Raw genomic sequence first — 16,718 nt, 5'->3', positions numbered from 1 at the left:
AAATTACTCCGCCGGCATCACTGCGTCGGGAAATTCGCTTTCATAGACCCGGATGAGCGGCCGGTCGTCATGGTTCCACGGGTGAAATCCCGGCATGAAATAGGCGAACCACTGCGGGGCGATGCGGCGCAGGAAGCCCGGCTTCCACAGCAGATAGGCGGCAATCTTCAATTTCCATTTGAAGCCCGTCAGCCCGTCCTGCGCCAGCAATTGCGCCATGTCGCCAACGCGGTGGCCAATGAATCGCTTGGTGACGATCAGCATAAGCAGCGATTTGACCTTCCAACGGCGAAACCGGCTCCAGTCCCGCGTTGCGTGCAACCAGGTGTCGTAGGCCACGCCTTTGTGTTCGACTTCTTCTGCCGAATGCCAGCGCCACAAATCGCCCAGATCGCCCGCCGCGCCTTCCAGATGGGAGGGGTTCGACAGCAGTTCGTGGCCCAACATGGCGGTGAAATGTTCCAGCGCCATCGTCGCGGCCAGATTGAGTATCTGCGGCCGCCCCTTTGTCAGGGCGAGCATTTCTTCCACCCGGCGGTCGATGAAGCCGATGTCGTAGCCGGCGCTTTCGGCCAGCTTGTTGAACACGATATGTTCGCGGGTGTGGTTGATTTCCTGCTTCACGAAGGCGCGGATTTCCGCCGCCAGCTTGGGCGAGGCGTCGTCGCGGTGGGCCTTGACCGATTCGATGAAAAACGCCTCGCCGCGGGGGAAGGTGGCGGACAGCGCATTGAACCAGGCCGAGGCGACCGGATCGCCGTTCAGCCACCAGCGCTTCGCCGCCATATCACGGCCGAACCGCCGGTCACGGACCACGATGGCGAGGTCGGCGGGACTGCGGGACGTAGGGGCGAGATCGAAACTGACGGGGGCGTTCATGGCAAATTTCCGAGATTGTGTTCAATCTCTGGATATTCACTACTGACACTAATGTCAATAAGGATCGGTGCCGGAACGACCTTGTGGAACCCTGACGTGCGTTCTACCTCTGCGTTTAATAGCGCCGACAGCCGGGGGATTTTACGTCAATGACCAACCGCAGACGCCTCTCGCCCGAAGAATCCCGCGCTGCTGCGCTGCAGGCGGCGCGTTTCCTGTTGATCGAAAGCGGGCCGCAATCGGTCACACTGAAGGCCGTGGCGGGACGGATCGGGCGCACGCACGCCAATTTGCTGCATCATTTCGGCTCTGCTTCCGGGCTGCAGAAGGCGCTGGCGGAACATCTGGCCTGGACTGTGTGCGAAACGATCAAGGATGCGGTGCGGGCCAGCCGGGCGGGGCTGGGCACTCCGCGCGAAGTGGTCGATCTGGCATTCGACGCGTTCGACAAGGAAGGCGCCGGCGCGCTGGCCGGCTGGATGCTGCTGACCGGAAACGAGGACGCGCTCGATCCGATTGTCGAGGCAATCCACGCGCTGGTCGACGAAATCGCCCCCGAAGAAGCGAGCCATGGCCGGATCAGCGAGATGCGGGTGCATGAAGAAACGCTGACGCTGGTGCTGCTGGCGTTGGGCGACGCGTTGATGGGGGCCGCGCTGGCGAAATCGCTGAACCTTCCCCGCAGTGCCGTGCGTGACCGCGCCGAACGGATGCTGACCGCTTCGGTGGAGGAGGGGGCCGACGCCGGGTGATTACGCGCCGGGTGCGTCGTTCTGCAGTTGCAGCTGCATCCAGGGCGGCGCCAGATCGGCGGGAATTTCCGCCACCCGGCGGTGGTCGAGCGCGAGGTCGAGGTCCGGATAGGCAGCCTTGCGGCGCTTGCTGTCCGACTCGGTCAACGGAACCACAATCAGCCGCCGGTTGACCTTTTGCCGCCAGTTCATTCGCGCCGTATTCTCCTGCCCGACGTAGCACCCTTTCTGGAACGAAACGCCGTTCAGTTCCGCGGCATTGGTTTCGAGCCAGAGAATATCGCCCAGGTCCGCTCGTCCTTCCGGCACCCCGTGGCTCAGCCGGTGGGCACGCCAGGCGGCGTCGGCCGGCGTGTCGGCGTCCGAAGCGGGGGCGAGCCACCGGCTGCCAAGCTCCGGCAGTCGCGGATCGGCCACTGCGCCATCTGGTATGCCGTCCGCCGCCTTGGCCTGCCAGTGAACTGCGACAGATGGATCGCGTGAAATCGCGATCTTGCGGCGCAGCCGGTAGAGCGACAGCCGCTTGACCAGATCATCCGCAGCGGCCGCTTCGCAATCGACCAGCAGCGAACCGTCTTCGCCGGGCCACACCAGAAAATCGAACATCGCCTTGCCCTGCGCGCTCAGCAGTCCCGCCCAGACCGGCAGGGATCCGGTAACATCGTTGGTGACAAGGCCTTGAAGAAACGCTGCGACATCCTCGTTTTCGTCTTGCGGAGACAGCCGGATCACGGCGCGGTCGAACAGTCGGGTTGCTTCCATGTGGCATAGGTGGACCTTCTGCCGGAAAAAGCAACGGCTCTGGCCGCAGCGCAAATAGTGCTGCTATGGGGCCGCAGATGTCCGCCCGCAGCTTCTTCCTCCTGACCTTCGTATGTATCCTCTGGGCACTCAATGTGGTGGTCAGCCGGCTGGTGGTGGACGGGCTGGGGGTGCCGCCGCTGTGGTTCGCCGCGCTGCGTTCGCTGGTCGTGGTCCTGGTGCTGGCCCGCTATTTGCGCCCGGTTCCCTCAAGATGGCCGTGGGTGGCGCTCATAACCTTCATGATAAGTGGTGGATCCTTCGGCCTGCTTTTCGTTGGTTTACGCGACGCGACGCCTTCTGCAGCAGCCGTAGTGAGCCTGTCCGGCGCGCCGCTGACGGTGGTATTCGCAATCCTCATCCTCAAGGAAAAGGTCCGCTGGCGGCGCGGCATAGGGATCGCGTTGTCCTTCCTTGGTGTCGCGGTAGCGATCGCCTCGCCCAGCGGCTGGTCGAGCAGCGTGGGCCTGATTTTCGTGGGCGCTTCGGCAATCGTCGGTGCGCTGGGATCGGTATGGCTCAAGACCATCGAACTGCCGCCGCTGCGGCTGCAGGCATGGGCGGGTCTGGTGTCCGCGATTGTCCTCCTCCCGCTAAGCGCCCTTACGGAAAGCGGGCAGGCTGCGTCGGTCGCGGCGGGCGGGTGGCGCTTTGCTGCGGGGCTGGCGTTTTCCGCGCTGGTCGTGTCGGTATTCGCCCATACCGTCTATTTCCGTCTGCTGCGCGATCACGACGCCAATCTGATTGCGCCGCTGACCTTGATGACGCCGATTTTCACGATCGTGGCCGGAGCGGCGATTACCGGCGACGAAGTGGGGCTGCAATTGCTGGTCGGCGCACTGATTGCCGTTTCCGGCGTTATGGTCATCCTCGTGCGGCCGAGCCGCGAGCTGTTCAAGCCGCTGCTGGTCCGCACCAGAATTTGATCGGGTCGGCTTCGAGATTCGGGTGACAACCCCTGCCTGCACGGCTTAGGAAGCAGCGCATGGCAGAACCTACCCCACTGACCCTGCGCCGGCCTGACGACTGGCATGTCCACCTGCGCGATGGCAACATCATGCGCGGCGTCGTCGGCCATACCGCGCGGCAATTCGCCCGGGCCATCGTGATGCCCAATCTGTCGCCGCCGGTAACCACCATTGCGGCGGCCGAGGCCTATCGTGCGCGCATTCTGGACGCTGTGCCCCCCGGAATGCACTTCACGCCGCTGATGACGGCCTACCTGACCAACGACAGTGATCCGGACGAACTCGCGCGCGGTTTTGCCAGCGGCGTGTTTACTGCGGCCAAGCTTTATCCCGCCAACGCAACCACGAATTCCGCGCACGGCGTCAGCGATATCGGCGCAATCCGGTCAGTTCTGGAGCGGATGCAGGACATCGGAATGCCGCTGCTGGTACATGGCGAGGTGACCGATAGCGACGTCGATATCTTCGACCGGGAAGCGGTGTTTATCGACCGCATCCTGTCCGCTCTGGTGCGCGATCTGCCTGCGCTGAAGATCGTCTTCGAACACATCACCACGCGCGATGCGGTGCAATTTGTCGAGGATACCGGCGACAATGTCGCGGCCACCATTACCCCGCAGCATCTCCACATCAATCGCAACGCGATGCTGGTCGGCGGAATGCGCCCGCACGCCTATTGCCTGCCCGTGGCTAAGCGCGAGCTACACCGCCTCGCACTTCGCGAAGCGGCGACATCGGGTTCGCCGAAATATTTCCTCGGCACCGACAGCGCGCCGCACGAAGTCAGCACCAAGGAAAGCTCCTGCGGCTGTGCCGGGATTTTCAATGCGCCCTTCGCGCTCGAGAGCTACGCAACCGTGTTCGAGGAAGAGGGCGCGCTGCACCGGCTCGAGGCGTTTGCCTCCGAAAGCGGTCCCCGGTTCTATGGGCTGCCGCTGAACGAAGGCACGGTGACGCTCGAACGCGCGAACGTGGAGGTGCCTGCTTTGGTGGACGCCCATGGGTCGGGAATAGTGCCCTTCCATGCTGGGACTACGCTTGGCTGGCGGTTTGCCGGTTAGTCAGAGCCGGGTGGCAATTTTCGCAAGGTTTCGCCGTGCCATCAGATCCCATACGAACACCGCCAGCGCCGTCCAGATCAGCAGGAAGCTGGCCAGCTGAATGGGCCGTAACTCCTCGCGGAATACGAACAGGCCGAGCAGGAAGGCGATCGTCGGCGCGATGAACTGGATGAATCCGAGCGTCGAATAATCCATCCTCCGCGCGGCAATTGCGAACAGCAGCAGCGGAACTGCAGTGAGCACCCCGCCGAGCATGATGATCAGGCTCATCGCTGCATCCTGGCCGAAGGCCGACCCTGCCGGAGTGGTGCTGTAGTAATAGGCGACGCCAAGTGCCGGGACGAGCAGGATCGCCGATTCGATCGTCAGGCCGGGCAGGGAACCGACCGCGACCTGTTTGCGCAGCAAGCCGTAGGTGCCGAAGCTGAGGGCGAGCGACAGGCTGATCCACAAGGTTGTGAATGCGCCGCCGAGCAGCAGCGAAACGCCGGCGGCGGCAATGGCAACCGCGGCCCACTGTGGGCGGCTCAGCTTTTCCTTAAGCAGCAACGTACCCAGCAGCACGTTGACCAGCGGATTGATGAAATAGCCCATGCTGGCCGCGAGCACGTGTCCCGACTGGACCGCCCAGATATAGACCAGCCAGTTAATGCCGATCAGCAGCGCGCTGCCGGTTAGCATGACCATTGCGCGGCGGTCTCCGACGGCTTTGCGCAGCTCCGCGCCTTGCCGCCGTAGCGCTACGATCACCAGGCAGATGGGAACGGTCCAGATGATCCGCCAGCCGACAAATTCCAGCGCCGGAACGGTTTTGACCAGGATCAGGTAAAGCGGCAGGAAGCCCCAGATCACGTAAGCGGCCACCGCTGCGGGCAGCCCTGAGGGCGGCGTGTTGTCAGGGGGAACTTGCATCGAGCGCCTTTAGGTGCGGCAGCATCGCCGGGCAAGACCCGTCTCCCCTTCGGCACGTCTCTCGATCGACCTCCGTTGTTAGTTGACACGAGGAGTTAGAGTGGCTGGTAGCCGGGATTTTGCGGGGTCAGGTGGGATTTGGTGGGATTGGAATGGCAGAAATGCGCGGGTTTGGGGGTGGGTGCCAAAAAATCGGCGTTCGGCTTCATTGTCTAGAGTCGAAGCCCATTTAGACGATGGACGGACAGGATTGGCTGGAGTCCGGGCGTTTAAGAGGAATCCTCGTGAATGGCTTCTTAGGCACCTATTTCCGCCAAAAACCGGCTTCTGAAAGGGTCCTGAAGGGCCATTAAGCGGATCGTGAGCGCTGATTAAGTGGGGCAAAGCGTGTCCCAGTTCGGATTTCGAGTCCCAGTTTGCGCAAAGCCGCAGGAATGCGCGCATTAGGCACCACTGCAGGCCGGATCGGGGGGTGGCCCGGAGAGCCGAACTGGGGCAGAAATATGGGCCGGTCATTCGCGGTCGGCCAGCCGGTCGACCTCACTGTCGAGCACCATGCATCCTTCGCCGCAGGCCGCTTCGAGCTCGCGCCGGATATCGGCGATGCCGGCCACGTCCTTACAATGCGCGACGGAGCGCCGCGACCCTTCGATCTCGTTGCCGAGCTCGTCTACGACGTAGAGGTGGCCCTTCATGGCACTGCAGCCCGGTTAGAACTTCGTCTCAAATACAGGGAAGCCAGTGAAGTCTTCGCGCTGGCATTTGCCGCGGCTTTCGATCGTGACGATGATGCCAAAAGTATGCATTTTTGCACCCGAATATATGAAGTGCTCGCCAGTATCGCGGTGAATGAAATTGCTTAGGTGCGACTGCTCCGATGGAGTATCCTTCTCATCCTCTTGCAGGGTGATCTGAGTTGGCTGCACTCCCGCGATCTGATGAACTGCCTCGCAATCGCTTTCGCACCATTTACCCTGAGCAAGGTCCACGCGGTATATTGCCTCATATGCTTCAGAGTTCTTGCCTGCGTTGCTGGCAGACTGCGTGGTCCCGGTGCAACGGAGGTTGAATTTGTCGGTTTGGTTGGCCTGTGCGATCGCTGCCGCAGAGACCAGAAAGGCGACCATCGCAAATTTAAGAGTGTTCATTGTCATAACCTCCTCACGACGGCCACGACGCGGCCGATTATGTGCAATTCGCCGTCGGCTGCAGCCTGGGGCCGGACCAGGTGATTGTCGCTGTGCAGCTCGACCGTTCCGTCGGGCAAATGCCGGAGGCGTTTGATCATGCCAATTTCTCCGTGCGTAAGCGCCCAGATACGATCGTCCATGCGCGGTGATTCCTGCGACCGATCGATCAGCAGGATTTCGCCGCTGCGGATTGTCGGCTCCATGCTGTCACCATCGCCGATCGCCCAGAACAGATGGCGCGGCGCTATGTTGGTGATCGACCGCAGCCATTCGCGGGAAAATGACCGGCGTTCGACCTCGACCGGACTGTCGGCAAAAGTGCCGCCGAGGCCGTAGCGCAGATCGATCTGCTCGAGTTCTATGGTGTCGTCGTGGACGGATTCCTCGTGCTTGAATGACATCTGCCGCTCAGATGCCCGGTTCCAGCCGGGGAAGCCGGGATAGGCCTCTTGCAGCTTATTGAGAGTGGTGCGCCCGAGGCGCGTGGTCGCCGATCCGTTGAGCGGTCGATGCAAAGTGGATGGCGCAATTCGCGCCTTGCTTGCCACCTTGGCCGCCGTCGTGCCTGAATAGGCAATCAGGGCTTCAAGTAAGCGCCGGTCTTGCTCCAACTCATCCATCGTCGAGCACTAGCGATAATGAGTATGCATAAAAATATGCAGAAATGCAGATTCGCTGTTGAAGATGTGCAGATATGCAGATAATGCACATCATATGGACCAGCAATCAATCATCGTGAGTCTAGAAGAGCGGGCCAAATTGTCCGGCTTTACTATCAGTGCAGCGTGCACGCGGGCGGGCATCCACCCATCGACCTTCTTCAGGTGGAAGAAGACCGAAAGGAACCCGAACCCAACAGGCGCACCGATCCTGACGGTCGAAAAGCTATACAAGTCGGTCGCCGAAATGGAGGCAGAAGCCGACATAGCCCGCCAGCGAATGAGAGCCGCTGGCCGCAAGGCGGTATCGGCGTGATCTTTCCGGGGGGCACATTTCGTTCTGCCTGGGAGCGCGCATCGTCCAAGGGAAAGGGGCAAATGAGCGCCCCATTCACGCGGTGCCATGCGGCGCGGTGGAACCCGCTTCCCCTGCTCGAAATTCCAGGGCTGCGGCCAGAAGATGTGCTTGGGGTATCGGCATTCGCAGCTGTGCCGTCCCCGTGCGGCCATCTTCCAGGGCAAGCTCCAGCCGGAGCAGCACCCAGTTCGGGCCAGCGGCAACTTCAAACCCGCCCAACAGTTCGCTTTCAATTTCGCCTGAAGGCAGGCGGTCCCATTCTTGCAGATCCGTCTCGTGCATCGTCGTCCCCCTGTGTCGATGATCCGGAGGCTACCGGACCGAATGACGGCGCGCATCGTCTAAGTGGAGCGGTCAAATGAGCGGCGCGGACCCCCTGTTCTTTGCCAATGCCGAAGTCATGCAGCTGCAGCCCGCCGACATCTTCGTGCCGGAGCGGATTGGCTTCCTGCACGAGGACAAGGCGGTTGCCCTGGGGCGGCTGATGGCGGTCGATGGCCAGCGCGACCTGATCAAGGTGGCGGCGCGCAAGCCGACCAAAACGCACCCGCAGCCATGGGCACTGGTGACCGGCCGGCACCGGCTGCGCGGCGCGGAGCTGGAAGGCAATGTGATCTGGGCGCTGGAAGTGATCGGCAAGCCGGAAGACATGGTCGATCTGGAAGCGAGCGAGAATCTGCACCGCCGCCCGCTCGGCCCGATCGAGCGTGCCAAGTTCACGGCTGCGCTGGTCCAGGCGGCTCAGGAACGGATTGCCCGCGAACATGGCGGACTGAAGCAGCAGCAGCTGGCCGTGAAGGCCCGCTGGGGCCGCGTAAAAGCGGGCGAAACGACAGTCGAGAACGCCCTGAAAGACGACACTGAAGATACGTGTGCAAACTTTGCACACGTATATGGATGGGAAGATTCGGTCGGCGATGCGCTCGGCATGTCGAGGCGCACGATCCACAATGATCTGTCGCTTTACCGCCTGCTGATAGAGCCGTTTTCGGATTTGATCGAGGCGCTGTCGAACCATCCGGTGGTGGGCGACAACGCCAGCCAGCTGAAAGCCATCGCGCAGGTTCGCGACGAGGCCAAACGCCGCGACGTGATCGCGCTGCTGCTGGACGACAAGGATATGAGCGCGGACATCGCGCGCATCCGGCTGCGGATCGACCATGAAAAGGTCGCTCCGCCGACCAAGGACGTCAAATTCGCCAGCACGATCAGCGATAGCTGGGGCCGGTTGTCGATCGCGGCGAAGCGGGAATATCTGCCGCGCTTCGTGACCATGCTGACGGGCGACATGAAGGACCGGCTGCGCCAGCTGCTCGACGAGGAGACACCGATATGAAAGCCGTCAAACGGGCTATAGCAGCCCAACTTCGCCTTGCAGCTGAATGGGTGGGAACCAGGTACATCCCGGTCGAGTGTTTTGGTTACGAGATCATCGGTTGGACGCACAACGATATCGGCGGCGATAGCGCAATCTATCGTTGGCACTTTAGCGAAGCCGAGCGTGCACCATTTTATGAGCACAACCGGCGAATCGACCATTGGGGTATTTGGCTTCGCAGGCTCGCGGCCCGCTTAGAAAACAGGCCTCGCTCGCCGGCGGCACGCGTTGATCCGGGATCAGTCGATGTCGGGTGAACTCACCCGCACCAAGGCGTCGCACCGGCATCCGCTCGACTGGTATGTCGAGCAGGGCTGGGAATGGGACATGATCATGCGGCAGATCGGGACCGATCCCGAGCTGGCCGACGATGCCGCGATCTGGGATCCCTGCGCCGGTTTTGGCCATTCCGGATCACGGCTGGAATCGTGGGGCTTCGGCCGGATATATCTGTCCGACCTGGTCGAGAACGTCGCCTATGACGATTTCCTGATCCGGCCGATTTATTTCAGCGGGGACTTCCTGGAGCAGAGCGCGCCGCCGGAAAGCCCGTGCTCGATCTTCTTCAACCCGCCTTACAGCTACATCAAGGGCATCGGCGAGGCGTTCGTTCGCCATGCGTTGCAGCTGGCGACGCACCGCGTGGTGGCGCTGTTCCCGATCAAATGGTTGTCCGGCGGCAAGGTTCGCGGGCGGCTGTTCCGGTTCGATCATCCGCCGCAGCAGGTGCTCTATTTCATGCAGCGCCCATCCATGCCGCCAGGTGACCTGATCGAGGCCATGGGTAGTCGCGCCTACCGCGGCGGGCAGATCGATTACTGCGCGCTGGTGTGGGACGTGCGCCGTCCGACCGCTCCCGGCGACACGCGCAGCATCTGGCTGCCGCGGTTCGACGATCCAATCGAGGGGATTGCCTGATGGCTTTCTCCGCCACGCCTCGCCAGATGGACGCGCTGCGCTTCGTGCGCGGATTCCAGCTTGCGCGCGGGAAATCCCCGACGCTGCAGGAGATCGCAACGGGGATGGGCGGGGTATCAAAAAGCCCGACCTTCCGGCTCGTCTGCGCCATCCAGGAGCGCGGCCTGGTCCGCACCGGCTATCAGTCCCCGCGCTCGATCGAGCTGCTGACCGATATCGCAATTCCGCGGGCGCCCGACGGAGCGCCGCTTTACTTCGTCCCGATAGGCAACGGCCAATGACGCGCCAGGCCGAGATCGAGCCCCGCGCGGGTGACCTGATCTTCTACCGCGACCGCACCGATTTCGGGGTGGCGCGGGTCGATCTCGTCCGCGAGCGTCACTTCACCTGCTTTCCATGGCACGATCTGCTGCTTCGCTTCGACAAGCGCCGCCAGCGGATCGACCGCCACCGCGTGATCGCGCGTCTTTCGCAGGCGAGCGATCCTGCCGCGATCGCTGCCCGATTGAACGTGCTGCGCAACCAGCGGGACGGCCAGCGCGCCGCCGCCCATGCCGCATACCTGCAGTCGATCGAGAAACTGACGAAGGAGCTTGTCTGATGGCGTCCCTGGCAGAGCATTACCGCGCACACCGCAAGGCGTTCACGCTGGCGCTGGAGCTGGATTGCACCCCGGCGGAAGCCGCCGCCGAGATCGCCCGGCGCGAGGCGCGGGAGTGCTGGAAGCAGACCGAGGCCCGCCTGCTGGCGAAGCGCGGCGGGATGCCGGACGACGCGGCCCGCGGCCCGAAAAGCGAACCCTGGATGATGAGGGACTGATCATGGCCGACAAGACCAAGATCGAATGGGCGGACGCGACGGCCAATTATGTCAACGGCTGCAGCGTCGTCAGCCCCGGTTGCACCCATTGCTATGCGATGAAACAGGCGCACCGGTTCCCCGTTCGTGCCGGGCTGACCCGGCAGAGCAAGGGCGGGATGGTCTGGACCGGCGAGATCCGCACGAATGACAAGGTGCTGGATACCGTGCTGGGCTGGAAGAAGCCCCGCGCGATCTTCTGGAACGCGCATGGCGACCTGTTCCATGAAAGCGTGCCGGATGACGTGATCGATCGGCAGTTCGCGGTGATGGCGCTGACCCCGCAGCACCGGCACATGGTTTTGACCAAGAGGCCCGAGCGGATGCGGGAGTATTGCTGTCATCGGGCCAACCTAAGACGTGTCGCGCACTTGTTGAACGAAATGAAGCCGAGCCCGCTTTACAACGGCAACGTCTATCAGGGTTGGCAGGAAATCCACGGCAAAGGCTTCCTGCCGAACGTCTGGCTGGGCACGAGCGTCGAGGATCAGAAGCGCGCCGATGAGCGCATTCCGCATTTGCTCGCCACGCCAGCCGCCGTGCGGTTCCTGTCCTGCGAGCCGTTGCTTGGGCCGGTGGACCTGAGTCTCGGCCGTTTGCACGGACCGCTTTCTCACTACTGCTCACGTCACTTCCCGCGCAAAGATTGCGGCTGCGATCGTCAGTTGCCCGGCCTCGACTGGATCATCGTCGGCGGCGAGAGCGGCTCCGGCGCGCGCCCGATGCAACCCGACTGGGCGCGGAGCCTGCGCGATCAGTGCGCTGATGCCGGGGTGCCGTTTCACTTCAAGCAATGGGGTGAATGGTTCCCGCTGGATGAGGCCGAGCGCGAGTTTGACCTTCCACGGCAGCCATGTCGCGATCTGTTCCTGTGTCAGACAACGGAAGATCACGCCAAGATTGGCAAGAAGAAGGCCGGGCGGCTGCTCGATGGCGTCCAGCATGACGGGGCACCCAATGCCTAAGGCGAAGGCGCACCCTGACCAGATCGGCTTTGCGTTCGAAGCGCCGCAGCCAGCGCGCGCCGATGCGTCGCTGGCGGGGCTGGAGCAGCGCATCTGCTGCATGGTCGGCACAATCCTGGCGAGCGATTGCCGGCCGCGCGAGATCATTGCTGCGCGGATGAGCATGCTGCTGGGCGAGGATGTCAGCCGATCGATGCTGGATGCCTATTCCAGCCCCGCGCGAGAAGATCACAAGGTGCCTTTCAGCCGCCTGCTGGCGCTGATCGCCGTGACCGACCGGCACGATCTGCTCGATCCGATCATGCGCGAAATCGGCGCGGGATTGCTGGTCGGAGACGAAATCAAGACCGCGCGAATCGGCCATCTGTCGCAGCAGAAGAAGGCGATCGACGAGGAATTGCGCAAACTGAAGGGCGATGCGCCCCTGATCCGGGGGGACACGCCACGTGGCAACTAAAGCACCCATCGCCGCACCGCGCCAGGCGGCTGCCGCAACTTCCGATGTTTCGGGGTTCCGGACATGGTTTTCCGCTGCCGATCTGGCCGAGCTGGGTTTGCCGGGCATGCCGGGCGACAAGCGGTCCATCACCCGACGGGCGCAGGAAGATCGCTGGTCCCTGCGCAGCGGAGCGGATGGCGCCTTGCTGGTGCGGCCGCGGCAGGGCCGTGGCGGAGGGCTGGAATTCCATGTCTCGCTGCTGCCTGCCGCCGCCCGGCTGGAGCTTGTCCGCCGCGGAATCTGCGCCGCCGAGCCGCAGGCCGATGACACGGATCAGGATGCAGGCGGCTGGCGCTGGTTCGAGCAGCAGCCGACCACAGTGCGGCGCGGAGCAGGCCGCCGCCTTGGCATCATCAACGAGATCGAGGTGCTCGAGCAAAGCGGTTTGACGCGCACCGCCGCGATTGCGGAAATCAGCGCGCAGCGCGGCGTCGGCAAATCCACCCTGTGGGCCTGGCTGAATACGATCGAAGGCGTCGCGGCCGCCGACCGGCTTCCGGCGATTGCGCCGCGGCGGAAAGGGGGCGGCTGCGCCGCCGAGATGGATCCGCTGCTGTGGAGCCTGTTCAAGAGCGATTATCTGCGCCTGTCCGCGCCGACGATGACCAGCTGCTATGAACGGACCGCCACTTATGCGGCTGAAAACGGCCTCTCAATGGCCTCTGAGCGGACCTTCAGGCGGCGGGTGGAGCGCGAAGTCGATCCGCGCATCATCAAGCTGCGCCGCGAAGGGGAAGAGGCGCTGCGGCGATCGATCCCGGCCCAGCGGCGCACGGTCGACCATCTGCGCGCGCTGGAGCATGTCAATGTCGACGGGCACAAGTTCGACGTCTTCGTGACATCGCGCGAGGGCAAGGTGATCCGGCCGATGATGGTGGCGATCCAGGACATCCATTCGAGCAAGATACTGGCCTGGCGCGTGGCGGAGACCGAATGCGCCGCGCTGGCACGGCTGGCGTTCGCGGATCTGTTCCGCAATTTCGGCATCCCGCGCGAATGCACGCTGGACAACGGCCGCGGCTTCGCCAGCAAATGGATAACCGGCGGCACGAAGACCCGGTTCCGCTTCAAGATCCGCGACGAGGAACCGACCGGACTGCTGGTCGGGCTGGGGATCAAGGTGCATTGGGCGCTGCCCTATCGCGGGCAATCCAAGCCGATCGAACGCGCGTTTCGCGACATGTGCGATCACATCGCCAAGCACCCGGCGATGGAGGGCGCCTATACTGGCAACACGCCGATGGCCAAGCCGGAGAATTACGGCAGCCGCGCCATCCAGTGGGATACCTTCGTGGCGCATGTCGATGCCGGGATCGCGGCGCATAACGCCCGTCTGGGCCGGCGCGGCCGCAGCTATGCCGGGCGCAGTTTCGATCAGGTGTTCGAGGAAAGCTACAAGGCTTCGCCGGTCGGCAAGGCGACACCCGAGCAGCTGCGCATGGCGCTGCTGGCGGCGGACCAGAAGATGGTCAACCGCCAGACCGGCGAGATCGAGCTGCATGGCAACCGCTACTGGTCGCCCGAGTGCGGCATATTTTCGGGTCAGCGGGTGACCGTGCGGTTCGATCCGGAAAATCTGCACGATGAAATCCACGTTTACAGCCAGGACGGCAGCTATCTGACCAGCGCGCAGCTGATCGACGACACCGGCTTCGGGGACATTGCCGGGGCCAGGGCGACCGGCAAGCGGCTGAAGGATTATCGCAGCCAGATCCGCGCAGGGGCCGAGGCCGAGAATCTGATGGCCGCGGAAGAACTTGCCGCTCGGCTGCCGAGCCCGGCGCGGCCGGCGATACCGGAGCCGGGGGCAATCCGTCCGGTGCGGCATTCGGGCAGCCTGGCGGTGATGCGCAAGCCGGAAGCGCGCCCCCAACCCAGAGCAGGCGAAGCGCCGCTCGACAGAATGCGCGGGGCCGTACTGCGCCTCGTCGATGAACAATAGGAGGAAGACCAATAATGATAAATCCGAGGAATTTTCCGGTCGATATCGAGGAAGTCCGCATGTGGGCGGTGGGCTACCGCGAAATGCGCGAGCCGGTTTTGTCGTGGGCCAGCTTCAGCAAGGAATGCGGCATCCCGGCGGGCACGCTGCAGCCGTTCTGCGCGGGCAAGTACCAGGGCGACAACATGGGGATCGCGCGCAAGATATTCCAGTTCATGCAGGCGGTGGACAGCCGCAACAAGCGGCAGGATTCGCTGCCGACCGATCCGGGCTATTTCGAAACCGATACTTCCGTGCGGATCCAGACGCTGCTGCAGATCGCCCATATGGGCCGGATCACCGTGGCCGCGACCGGTCCGGGCACGGGCAAATCGATCACCATCAACGATTATGCCGAACGCGCGCAGCCGTGCTGGATCGCGACGATGAAGCCAAGCACCTCGCGGCTGATCCAGATGGTGCTGGAGGTTCACAAGGCGCTGGGCATGGAGCCGCGCCATTTGGTGGCCGCGCAGGCATCGCGGATCGTGATCGACCGGGTCAAAGGGCGCAATGGCCTGCTGATCATCGACGAGGCCAATCATTTGAGCATCGAGGCGATCGAGGAAATCCGCAGCTGGCATGACGAAACCGGCGTCGGGATCTGCATGCTCGGCAACGAGGAACTGCTCGCCCGGATCGAGACCGGGCGGCACAAGGACCAGTTCTCGCGGCTCAACAGCCGGATTGCGCACAAGCACTGGCAGCGCATGCCGACCCGCAACGATGTCTACACCTTCTGCGATGCGTGGGGCGTAGTCGATCCGGGCATCCGCAAATATCTGGAGAAGATCGCGCTGACCCCCGACGCCGGGGGCTTGCGCGAATGCAAGCAGCTGATCGAGGCGGGTTCGATGATCGCCGCCACCGAAGAGCGAGGGCTGTCGGTGTCGGATCTGCGCGATGCGCAGATGACCCGCGCAACCCGGTGGATCGCGGCATGAAACAGCTGATCAAAGATATTCGCCGCAATTGGGAGGCGGTGGACGCCGCACGCGGCCCCGGCGCAGCGCGCAAGGATGCGCTGTGGTGCATCGCCGCGCTGTTCGGACTGGCAGCCAATATTCTCGCGCTGGCGCTGATCGTCGGCGAACCAACAGGAGCAGGATTATGACACGGAAATGGACGGCCGAACTTCATGAGCAATCGCACGCGGCGGTAGCCAGCGATCAGGGGCCTATCCCGATCGATCTGGCAATGAACTGGGCGGTGTGGGAATTTGCGGTGAGCCGCGCCGATCTGGTCAGCAAGCGGCGGCAGGCGCTGGTGGTCCTCGCGCGCAGCTTTGTCGTCTGGGCAATGCGCAATCTGGGCGAACCGCGCAGCTACGCCGATATCGGCGCAATCCTGGGCGGGCGCGACAGCTCGTCGATCATTCACCTTCACCAGAAGGCGCTGGCGCAGCGCCTGATGGACAGCGAGTTCGCGGCAATCTGCACGCGGATGCGCTCGCGCTATGCGCGCTTCGTGGCTCAATCGGGAGCCGAAACAGGGGGAGCTGATCATGGCTGAACCCGCCACCGCCGCACCGGCATCGCCCCGCAAAGCGACATTCGATCGTTCGCAGCAGCACCGCCGGTCGATGTACGCCAAGGCGCAGATCGCGAAGAAGCAGCTGGCGATGGACGAGGACGATTACCGCCAGCTGATCTTCGACGAAGCCGGGACCTTCAGCCTGACCCAGTGCAGCGACGCGCAGCTGGAGAAAGTGCTCAACCGGCTCAAGGGATTGGGTTTCAAGCCGCTGCCCAAAGCGGGCGCGGCGCGGCCGGCGATGCATCCGATGGCGCGCAAGGCGCGGGCCTTGTGGATCTCGCTCTATCATCTCGGCGCGGTGCGCAATTCGTCCGAACAGGCGCTCGAAGCCTTCGCCCGGCGGCAGCTCGGCTGCGAGCGGATGGAATGGGCGCGGCAGTCGGACGCGTTCCGGCTGATCGAGGCGCTGAAGGCGATGGCGACGCGCCACGGGTGGCACCAGCGCGCGGTGGATGGCGGCCGTGCGCTGTCGGTCCAGACGCTGAACACGCATCTGTGCGAGGTGATCCTGGCGAAGCTGAAAGACGCCGGGAAGATCCCGCAGGACTGGTCGCTCGACGTGGCGCTGTTCCGGCTGTGCGGCGTCGATACGGGCGAGATCGCGGCGATCGGGCCGGAATTCTACCAGCAGCTGGCCGCAATGCTTGGCGCAAAGCTGCGCGAATTCGGATTGGCGGAGACCGAACAATGACCGGTGAATATATGTTTTACGCCTGCCCCGGCTTGCTCGGCCTGCGCGGGATCGCGGCCACAGGGCCAGCGCTGATGGCGATCGTTCCGGTGATGGTGCCGCCCTCGGTACTGGCCGCGCTGGCGGACGAAAAAAGGAACCAGTCATGAAGCGCGCCGATGGAAAGCCGGCGCTGGCGCTGGTCGGCGCGGCGCTGATCAAGGATCCGCTGCCCGCTGCCTATGGCCGCGAGCATCAGCAAAGCCGCGGCTATCACGTCGTTTACCGGCAGGGCCAGGTCAACCATTGCCCCGGCTGCGGCGGGACGGGCTG

25 protein-coding genes are annotated in these 16,718 nt (G+C 63.4%); 18 read left to right on the top strand and 7 right to left on the bottom strand.

What is annotated here, in order from left to right:
• Positions 1–3: 3 nt before the first annotated feature.
• Positions 4–879 carry a metal-dependent hydrolase gene (locus tag U0988_RS11250; protein ID WP_322292720.1) on the bottom strand — a complete coding sequence of 292 codons (876 nt, stop codon included), beginning with the start codon at positions 877–879 and terminating at the stop codon, positions 4–6.
• A 149-nt stretch (positions 880–1,028) separates the two neighbouring features.
• Here U0988_RS11250 and U0988_RS11245 point away from each other — a divergent pair, with 149 nt between their 5' ends.
• Positions 1,029–1,631 (top strand): TetR/AcrR family transcriptional regulator, encoded by a 603-nt coding sequence (locus U0988_RS11245; RefSeq protein ID WP_322292719.1) that lies wholly within the window; start codon positions 1,029–1,031, stop codon positions 1,629–1,631.
• Here the strand turns inward: U0988_RS11245 and U0988_RS11240 are convergent, their stop codons facing one another.
• Positions 1,632–2,393, bottom strand: a complete 762-nt coding sequence (locus U0988_RS11240; protein WP_322292718.1) for a folate-binding protein — start codon at positions 2,391–2,393, stop codon at positions 1,632–1,634.
• A 77-nt stretch (positions 2,394–2,470) separates the two neighbouring features.
• Between U0988_RS11240 and U0988_RS11235 the strand changes: the two genes are divergently transcribed.
• Together U0988_RS11235 and pyrC are read left to right on the top strand one after the other, a co-directional pair.
• On the top strand, positions 2,471–3,358 hold the full coding sequence (locus U0988_RS11235) for a DMT family transporter (protein WP_322292717.1): 888 nt from the start codon (positions 2,471–2,473) through the stop codon (positions 3,356–3,358).
• Between the two features lie 59 nt (positions 3,359–3,417).
• Positions 3,418–4,461: a dihydroorotase gene (gene pyrC / locus U0988_RS11230; RefSeq protein ID WP_322292716.1), complete on the top strand. Its 1,044-nt coding sequence runs from the start codon at positions 3,418–3,420 to the stop codon at positions 4,459–4,461.
• Here pyrC and rarD read toward each other — a convergent pair whose 3' ends face one another.
• The 4 genes from rarD to U0988_RS11210 all read right to left on the bottom strand — a co-directional run bounded on the left by rarD (position 4,462) and on the right by U0988_RS11210 (position 7,183).
• Entirely contained in the window at positions 4,462–5,373 is a 912-nt protein-coding gene (rarD, locus tag U0988_RS11225) for an EamA family transporter RarD (RefSeq protein ID WP_322292715.1), read from the bottom strand. It lies immediately after the preceding gene.
• 512 nt (positions 5,374–5,885) lie between these two features.
• The gene (locus tag U0988_RS11220; protein WP_322292714.1) at positions 5,886–6,068 is read right to left on the bottom strand and encodes a hypothetical protein; all 183 of its coding nucleotides are present in this window, start codon (positions 6,066–6,068) and stop codon (positions 5,886–5,888) included.
• A gap of 15 nt (positions 6,069–6,083) precedes the next feature.
• Entirely contained in the window at positions 6,084–6,521 is a 438-nt protein-coding gene (locus U0988_RS11215; RefSeq protein ID WP_322292713.1) for a hypothetical protein, read from the bottom strand.
• A 2-nt stretch (positions 6,522–6,523) separates the two neighbouring features.
• Positions 6,524–7,183, bottom strand: coding sequence for a S24 family peptidase (locus U0988_RS11210; protein ID WP_322292712.1), 660 nt, complete (start codon positions 7,181–7,183; stop codon positions 6,524–6,526).
• Positions 7,184–7,277: 94 nt separating this feature from the next.
• On the opposite strand from U0988_RS11210, the gene U0988_RS11205 reads away from it, so the two are divergent.
• Positions 7,278–7,538 (top strand): transposase, encoded by a 261-nt coding sequence (locus tag U0988_RS11205; protein WP_322292711.1) that lies wholly within the window; start codon positions 7,278–7,280, stop codon positions 7,536–7,538.
• Between the two features lie 75 nt (positions 7,539–7,613).
• Here U0988_RS11205 and U0988_RS11200 read toward each other — a convergent pair whose 3' ends face one another.
• On the bottom strand, positions 7,614–7,862 hold the full coding sequence (locus U0988_RS11200; RefSeq protein WP_322292710.1) for a hypothetical protein: 249 nt from the start codon (positions 7,860–7,862) through the stop codon (positions 7,614–7,616).
• A gap of 76 nt (positions 7,863–7,938) precedes the next feature.
• Here U0988_RS11200 and U0988_RS11195 point away from each other — a divergent pair, with 76 nt between their 5' ends.
• The 14 genes from U0988_RS11195 to U0988_RS11130 are packed head-to-tail and all read left to right on the top strand — an operon-like array spanning position 7,939 to position 16,555.
• Positions 7,939–8,916 carry a ParB/RepB/Spo0J family partition protein gene (locus tag U0988_RS11195; RefSeq protein ID WP_322292709.1) on the top strand — a complete coding sequence of 326 codons (978 nt, stop codon included), beginning with the start codon at positions 7,939–7,941 and terminating at the stop codon, positions 8,914–8,916.
• On the top strand, positions 8,913–9,215 hold the full coding sequence (locus U0988_RS11190; protein ID WP_322292708.1) for a hypothetical protein: 303 nt from the start codon (positions 8,913–8,915) through the stop codon (positions 9,213–9,215). The genes U0988_RS11195 and U0988_RS11190 overlap by 4 nt, the downstream gene beginning before the upstream one ends.
• The gene (locus tag U0988_RS11185; protein WP_322292707.1) at positions 9,205–9,876 is read left to right on the top strand and encodes a class I SAM-dependent methyltransferase; all 672 of its coding nucleotides are present in this window, start codon (positions 9,205–9,207) and stop codon (positions 9,874–9,876) included. The genes U0988_RS11190 and U0988_RS11185 overlap by 11 nt, the downstream gene beginning before the upstream one ends.
• Positions 9,876–10,157: a hypothetical protein gene (locus tag U0988_RS11180; RefSeq protein ID WP_322292706.1), complete on the top strand. Its 282-nt coding sequence runs from the start codon at positions 9,876–9,878 to the stop codon at positions 10,155–10,157. Before U0988_RS11185 ends, U0988_RS11180 begins: the two co-directional genes overlap by 1 nt.
• Positions 10,154–10,477, top strand: coding sequence for a hypothetical protein (locus U0988_RS11175; protein WP_322292705.1), 324 nt, complete (start codon positions 10,154–10,156; stop codon positions 10,475–10,477). The genes U0988_RS11180 and U0988_RS11175 overlap by 4 nt, the downstream gene beginning before the upstream one ends.
• Entirely contained in the window at positions 10,477–10,695 is a 219-nt protein-coding gene (locus U0988_RS11170; RefSeq protein WP_322292704.1) for a hypothetical protein, read from the top strand. The genes U0988_RS11175 and U0988_RS11170 overlap by 1 nt, the downstream gene beginning before the upstream one ends.
• Positions 10,696–10,697: 2 nt before the next feature.
• Positions 10,698–11,699 (top strand): phage Gp37/Gp68 family protein, encoded by a 1,002-nt coding sequence (locus tag U0988_RS11165; RefSeq protein WP_322292703.1) that lies wholly within the window; start codon positions 10,698–10,700, stop codon positions 11,697–11,699.
• Positions 11,692–12,156 (top strand): hypothetical protein, encoded by a 465-nt coding sequence (locus U0988_RS11160; RefSeq protein ID WP_322292702.1) that lies wholly within the window; start codon positions 11,692–11,694, stop codon positions 12,154–12,156. The genes U0988_RS11165 and U0988_RS11160 overlap by 8 nt, the downstream gene beginning before the upstream one ends.
• On the top strand, positions 12,146–14,140 hold the full coding sequence (locus U0988_RS11155; RefSeq protein WP_322292701.1) for a transposase domain-containing protein: 1,995 nt from the start codon (positions 12,146–12,148) through the stop codon (positions 14,138–14,140). Before U0988_RS11160 ends, U0988_RS11155 begins: the two co-directional genes overlap by 11 nt.
• Positions 14,141–14,154: 14 nt before the next feature.
• Complete coding sequence (locus tag U0988_RS11150) at positions 14,155–15,123, top strand: AAA family ATPase (protein WP_322292700.1); 969 nt, start codon at positions 14,155–14,157, stop codon at positions 15,121–15,123.
• On the top strand, positions 15,120–15,293 hold the full coding sequence (locus U0988_RS11145) for a hypothetical protein (protein WP_322292699.1): 174 nt from the start codon (positions 15,120–15,122) through the stop codon (positions 15,291–15,293). The genes U0988_RS11150 and U0988_RS11145 overlap by 4 nt, the downstream gene beginning before the upstream one ends.
• Entirely contained in the window at positions 15,290–15,691 is a 402-nt protein-coding gene (locus tag U0988_RS11140; RefSeq protein ID WP_322292698.1) for a helix-turn-helix domain-containing protein, read from the top strand. Before U0988_RS11145 ends, U0988_RS11140 begins: the two co-directional genes overlap by 4 nt.
• On the top strand, positions 15,684–16,406 hold the full coding sequence (locus tag U0988_RS11135; RefSeq protein WP_322292697.1) for a regulatory protein GemA: 723 nt from the start codon (positions 15,684–15,686) through the stop codon (positions 16,404–16,406). Before U0988_RS11140 ends, U0988_RS11135 begins: the two co-directional genes overlap by 8 nt.
• A complete protein-coding gene (locus U0988_RS11130; protein WP_322292696.1) occupies positions 16,403–16,555 on the top strand; it encodes a hypothetical protein in 153 nt (50 codons plus the stop codon). Before U0988_RS11135 ends, U0988_RS11130 begins: the two co-directional genes overlap by 4 nt.
• The last annotated feature ends 163 nt before the right edge of the window (positions 16,556–16,718 follow it).

Source organism: Allopontixanthobacter sp. (genome assembly GCF_034376665.1).
Classification (GTDB): domain Bacteria; phylum Pseudomonadota; class Alphaproteobacteria; order Sphingomonadales; family Sphingomonadaceae; genus Allopontixanthobacter.
Note: the sequence above shows the minus strand (reverse complement) of the source record. Positions and strands in the feature narration are given on the sequence as shown.

Coding starts and splice junctions, on each gene's coding strand:
- U0988_RS11240 (WP_322292718.1), bottom strand. CDS start 2,393: ATGGAAGCAACCCGACTGTTCGACCGCGCCGTGATCCGGCTGTCTCCG.
- U0988_RS11185 (WP_322292707.1), top strand. CDS start 9,205: ATGTCGGGTGAACTCACCCGCACCAAGGCGTCGCACCGGCATCCGCTC.
- U0988_RS11215 (WP_322292713.1), bottom strand. CDS start 6,521: ATGAACACTCTTAAATTTGCGATGGTCGCCTTTCTGGTCTCTGCGGCA.
- U0988_RS11180 (WP_322292706.1), top strand. CDS start 9,876: ATGGCTTTCTCCGCCACGCCTCGCCAGATGGACGCGCTGCGCTTCGTG.
- U0988_RS11235 (WP_322292717.1), top strand. CDS start 2,471: ATGTCCGCCCGCAGCTTCTTCCTCCTGACCTTCGTATGTATCCTCTGG.
- pyrC (WP_322292716.1), top strand. CDS start 3,418: ATGGCAGAACCTACCCCACTGACCCTGCGCCGGCCTGACGACTGGCAT.
- U0988_RS11250 (WP_322292720.1), bottom strand. CDS start 879: ATGAACGCCCCCGTCAGTTTCGATCTCGCCCCTACGTCCCGCAGTCCC.
- U0988_RS11245 (WP_322292719.1), top strand. CDS start 1,029: ATGACCAACCGCAGACGCCTCTCGCCCGAAGAATCCCGCGCTGCTGCG.
- U0988_RS11190 (WP_322292708.1), top strand. CDS start 8,913: ATGAAAGCCGTCAAACGGGCTATAGCAGCCCAACTTCGCCTTGCAGCT.
- U0988_RS11195 (WP_322292709.1), top strand. CDS start 7,939: ATGAGCGGCGCGGACCCCCTGTTCTTTGCCAATGCCGAAGTCATGCAG.
- rarD (WP_322292715.1), bottom strand. CDS start 5,373: ATGCAAGTTCCCCCTGACAACACGCCGCCCTCAGGGCTGCCCGCAGCG.
- U0988_RS11220 (WP_322292714.1), bottom strand. CDS start 6,068: ATGAAGGGCCACCTCTACGTCGTAGACGAGCTCGGCAACGAGATCGAA.
- U0988_RS11205 (WP_322292711.1), top strand. CDS start 7,278: ATGGACCAGCAATCAATCATCGTGAGTCTAGAAGAGCGGGCCAAATTG.
- U0988_RS11175 (WP_322292705.1), top strand. CDS start 10,154: ATGACGCGCCAGGCCGAGATCGAGCCCCGCGCGGGTGACCTGATCTTC.
- U0988_RS11140 (WP_322292698.1), top strand. CDS start 15,290: ATGACACGGAAATGGACGGCCGAACTTCATGAGCAATCGCACGCGGCG.
- U0988_RS11130 (WP_322292696.1), top strand. CDS start 16,403: ATGACCGGTGAATATATGTTTTACGCCTGCCCCGGCTTGCTCGGCCTG.
- U0988_RS11135 (WP_322292697.1), top strand. CDS start 15,684: ATGGCTGAACCCGCCACCGCCGCACCGGCATCGCCCCGCAAAGCGACA.
- U0988_RS11165 (WP_322292703.1), top strand. CDS start 10,698: ATGGCCGACAAGACCAAGATCGAATGGGCGGACGCGACGGCCAATTAT.
- U0988_RS11160 (WP_322292702.1), top strand. CDS start 11,692: ATGCCTAAGGCGAAGGCGCACCCTGACCAGATCGGCTTTGCGTTCGAA.
- U0988_RS11210 (WP_322292712.1), bottom strand. CDS start 7,183: ATGGATGAGTTGGAGCAAGACCGGCGCTTACTTGAAGCCCTGATTGCC.
- U0988_RS11145 (WP_322292699.1), top strand. CDS start 15,120: ATGAAACAGCTGATCAAAGATATTCGCCGCAATTGGGAGGCGGTGGAC.
- U0988_RS11150 (WP_322292700.1), top strand. CDS start 14,155: ATGATAAATCCGAGGAATTTTCCGGTCGATATCGAGGAAGTCCGCATG.
- U0988_RS11170 (WP_322292704.1), top strand. CDS start 10,477: ATGGCGTCCCTGGCAGAGCATTACCGCGCACACCGCAAGGCGTTCACG.
- U0988_RS11200 (WP_322292710.1), bottom strand. CDS start 7,862: ATGCACGAGACGGATCTGCAAGAATGGGACCGCCTGCCTTCAGGCGAA.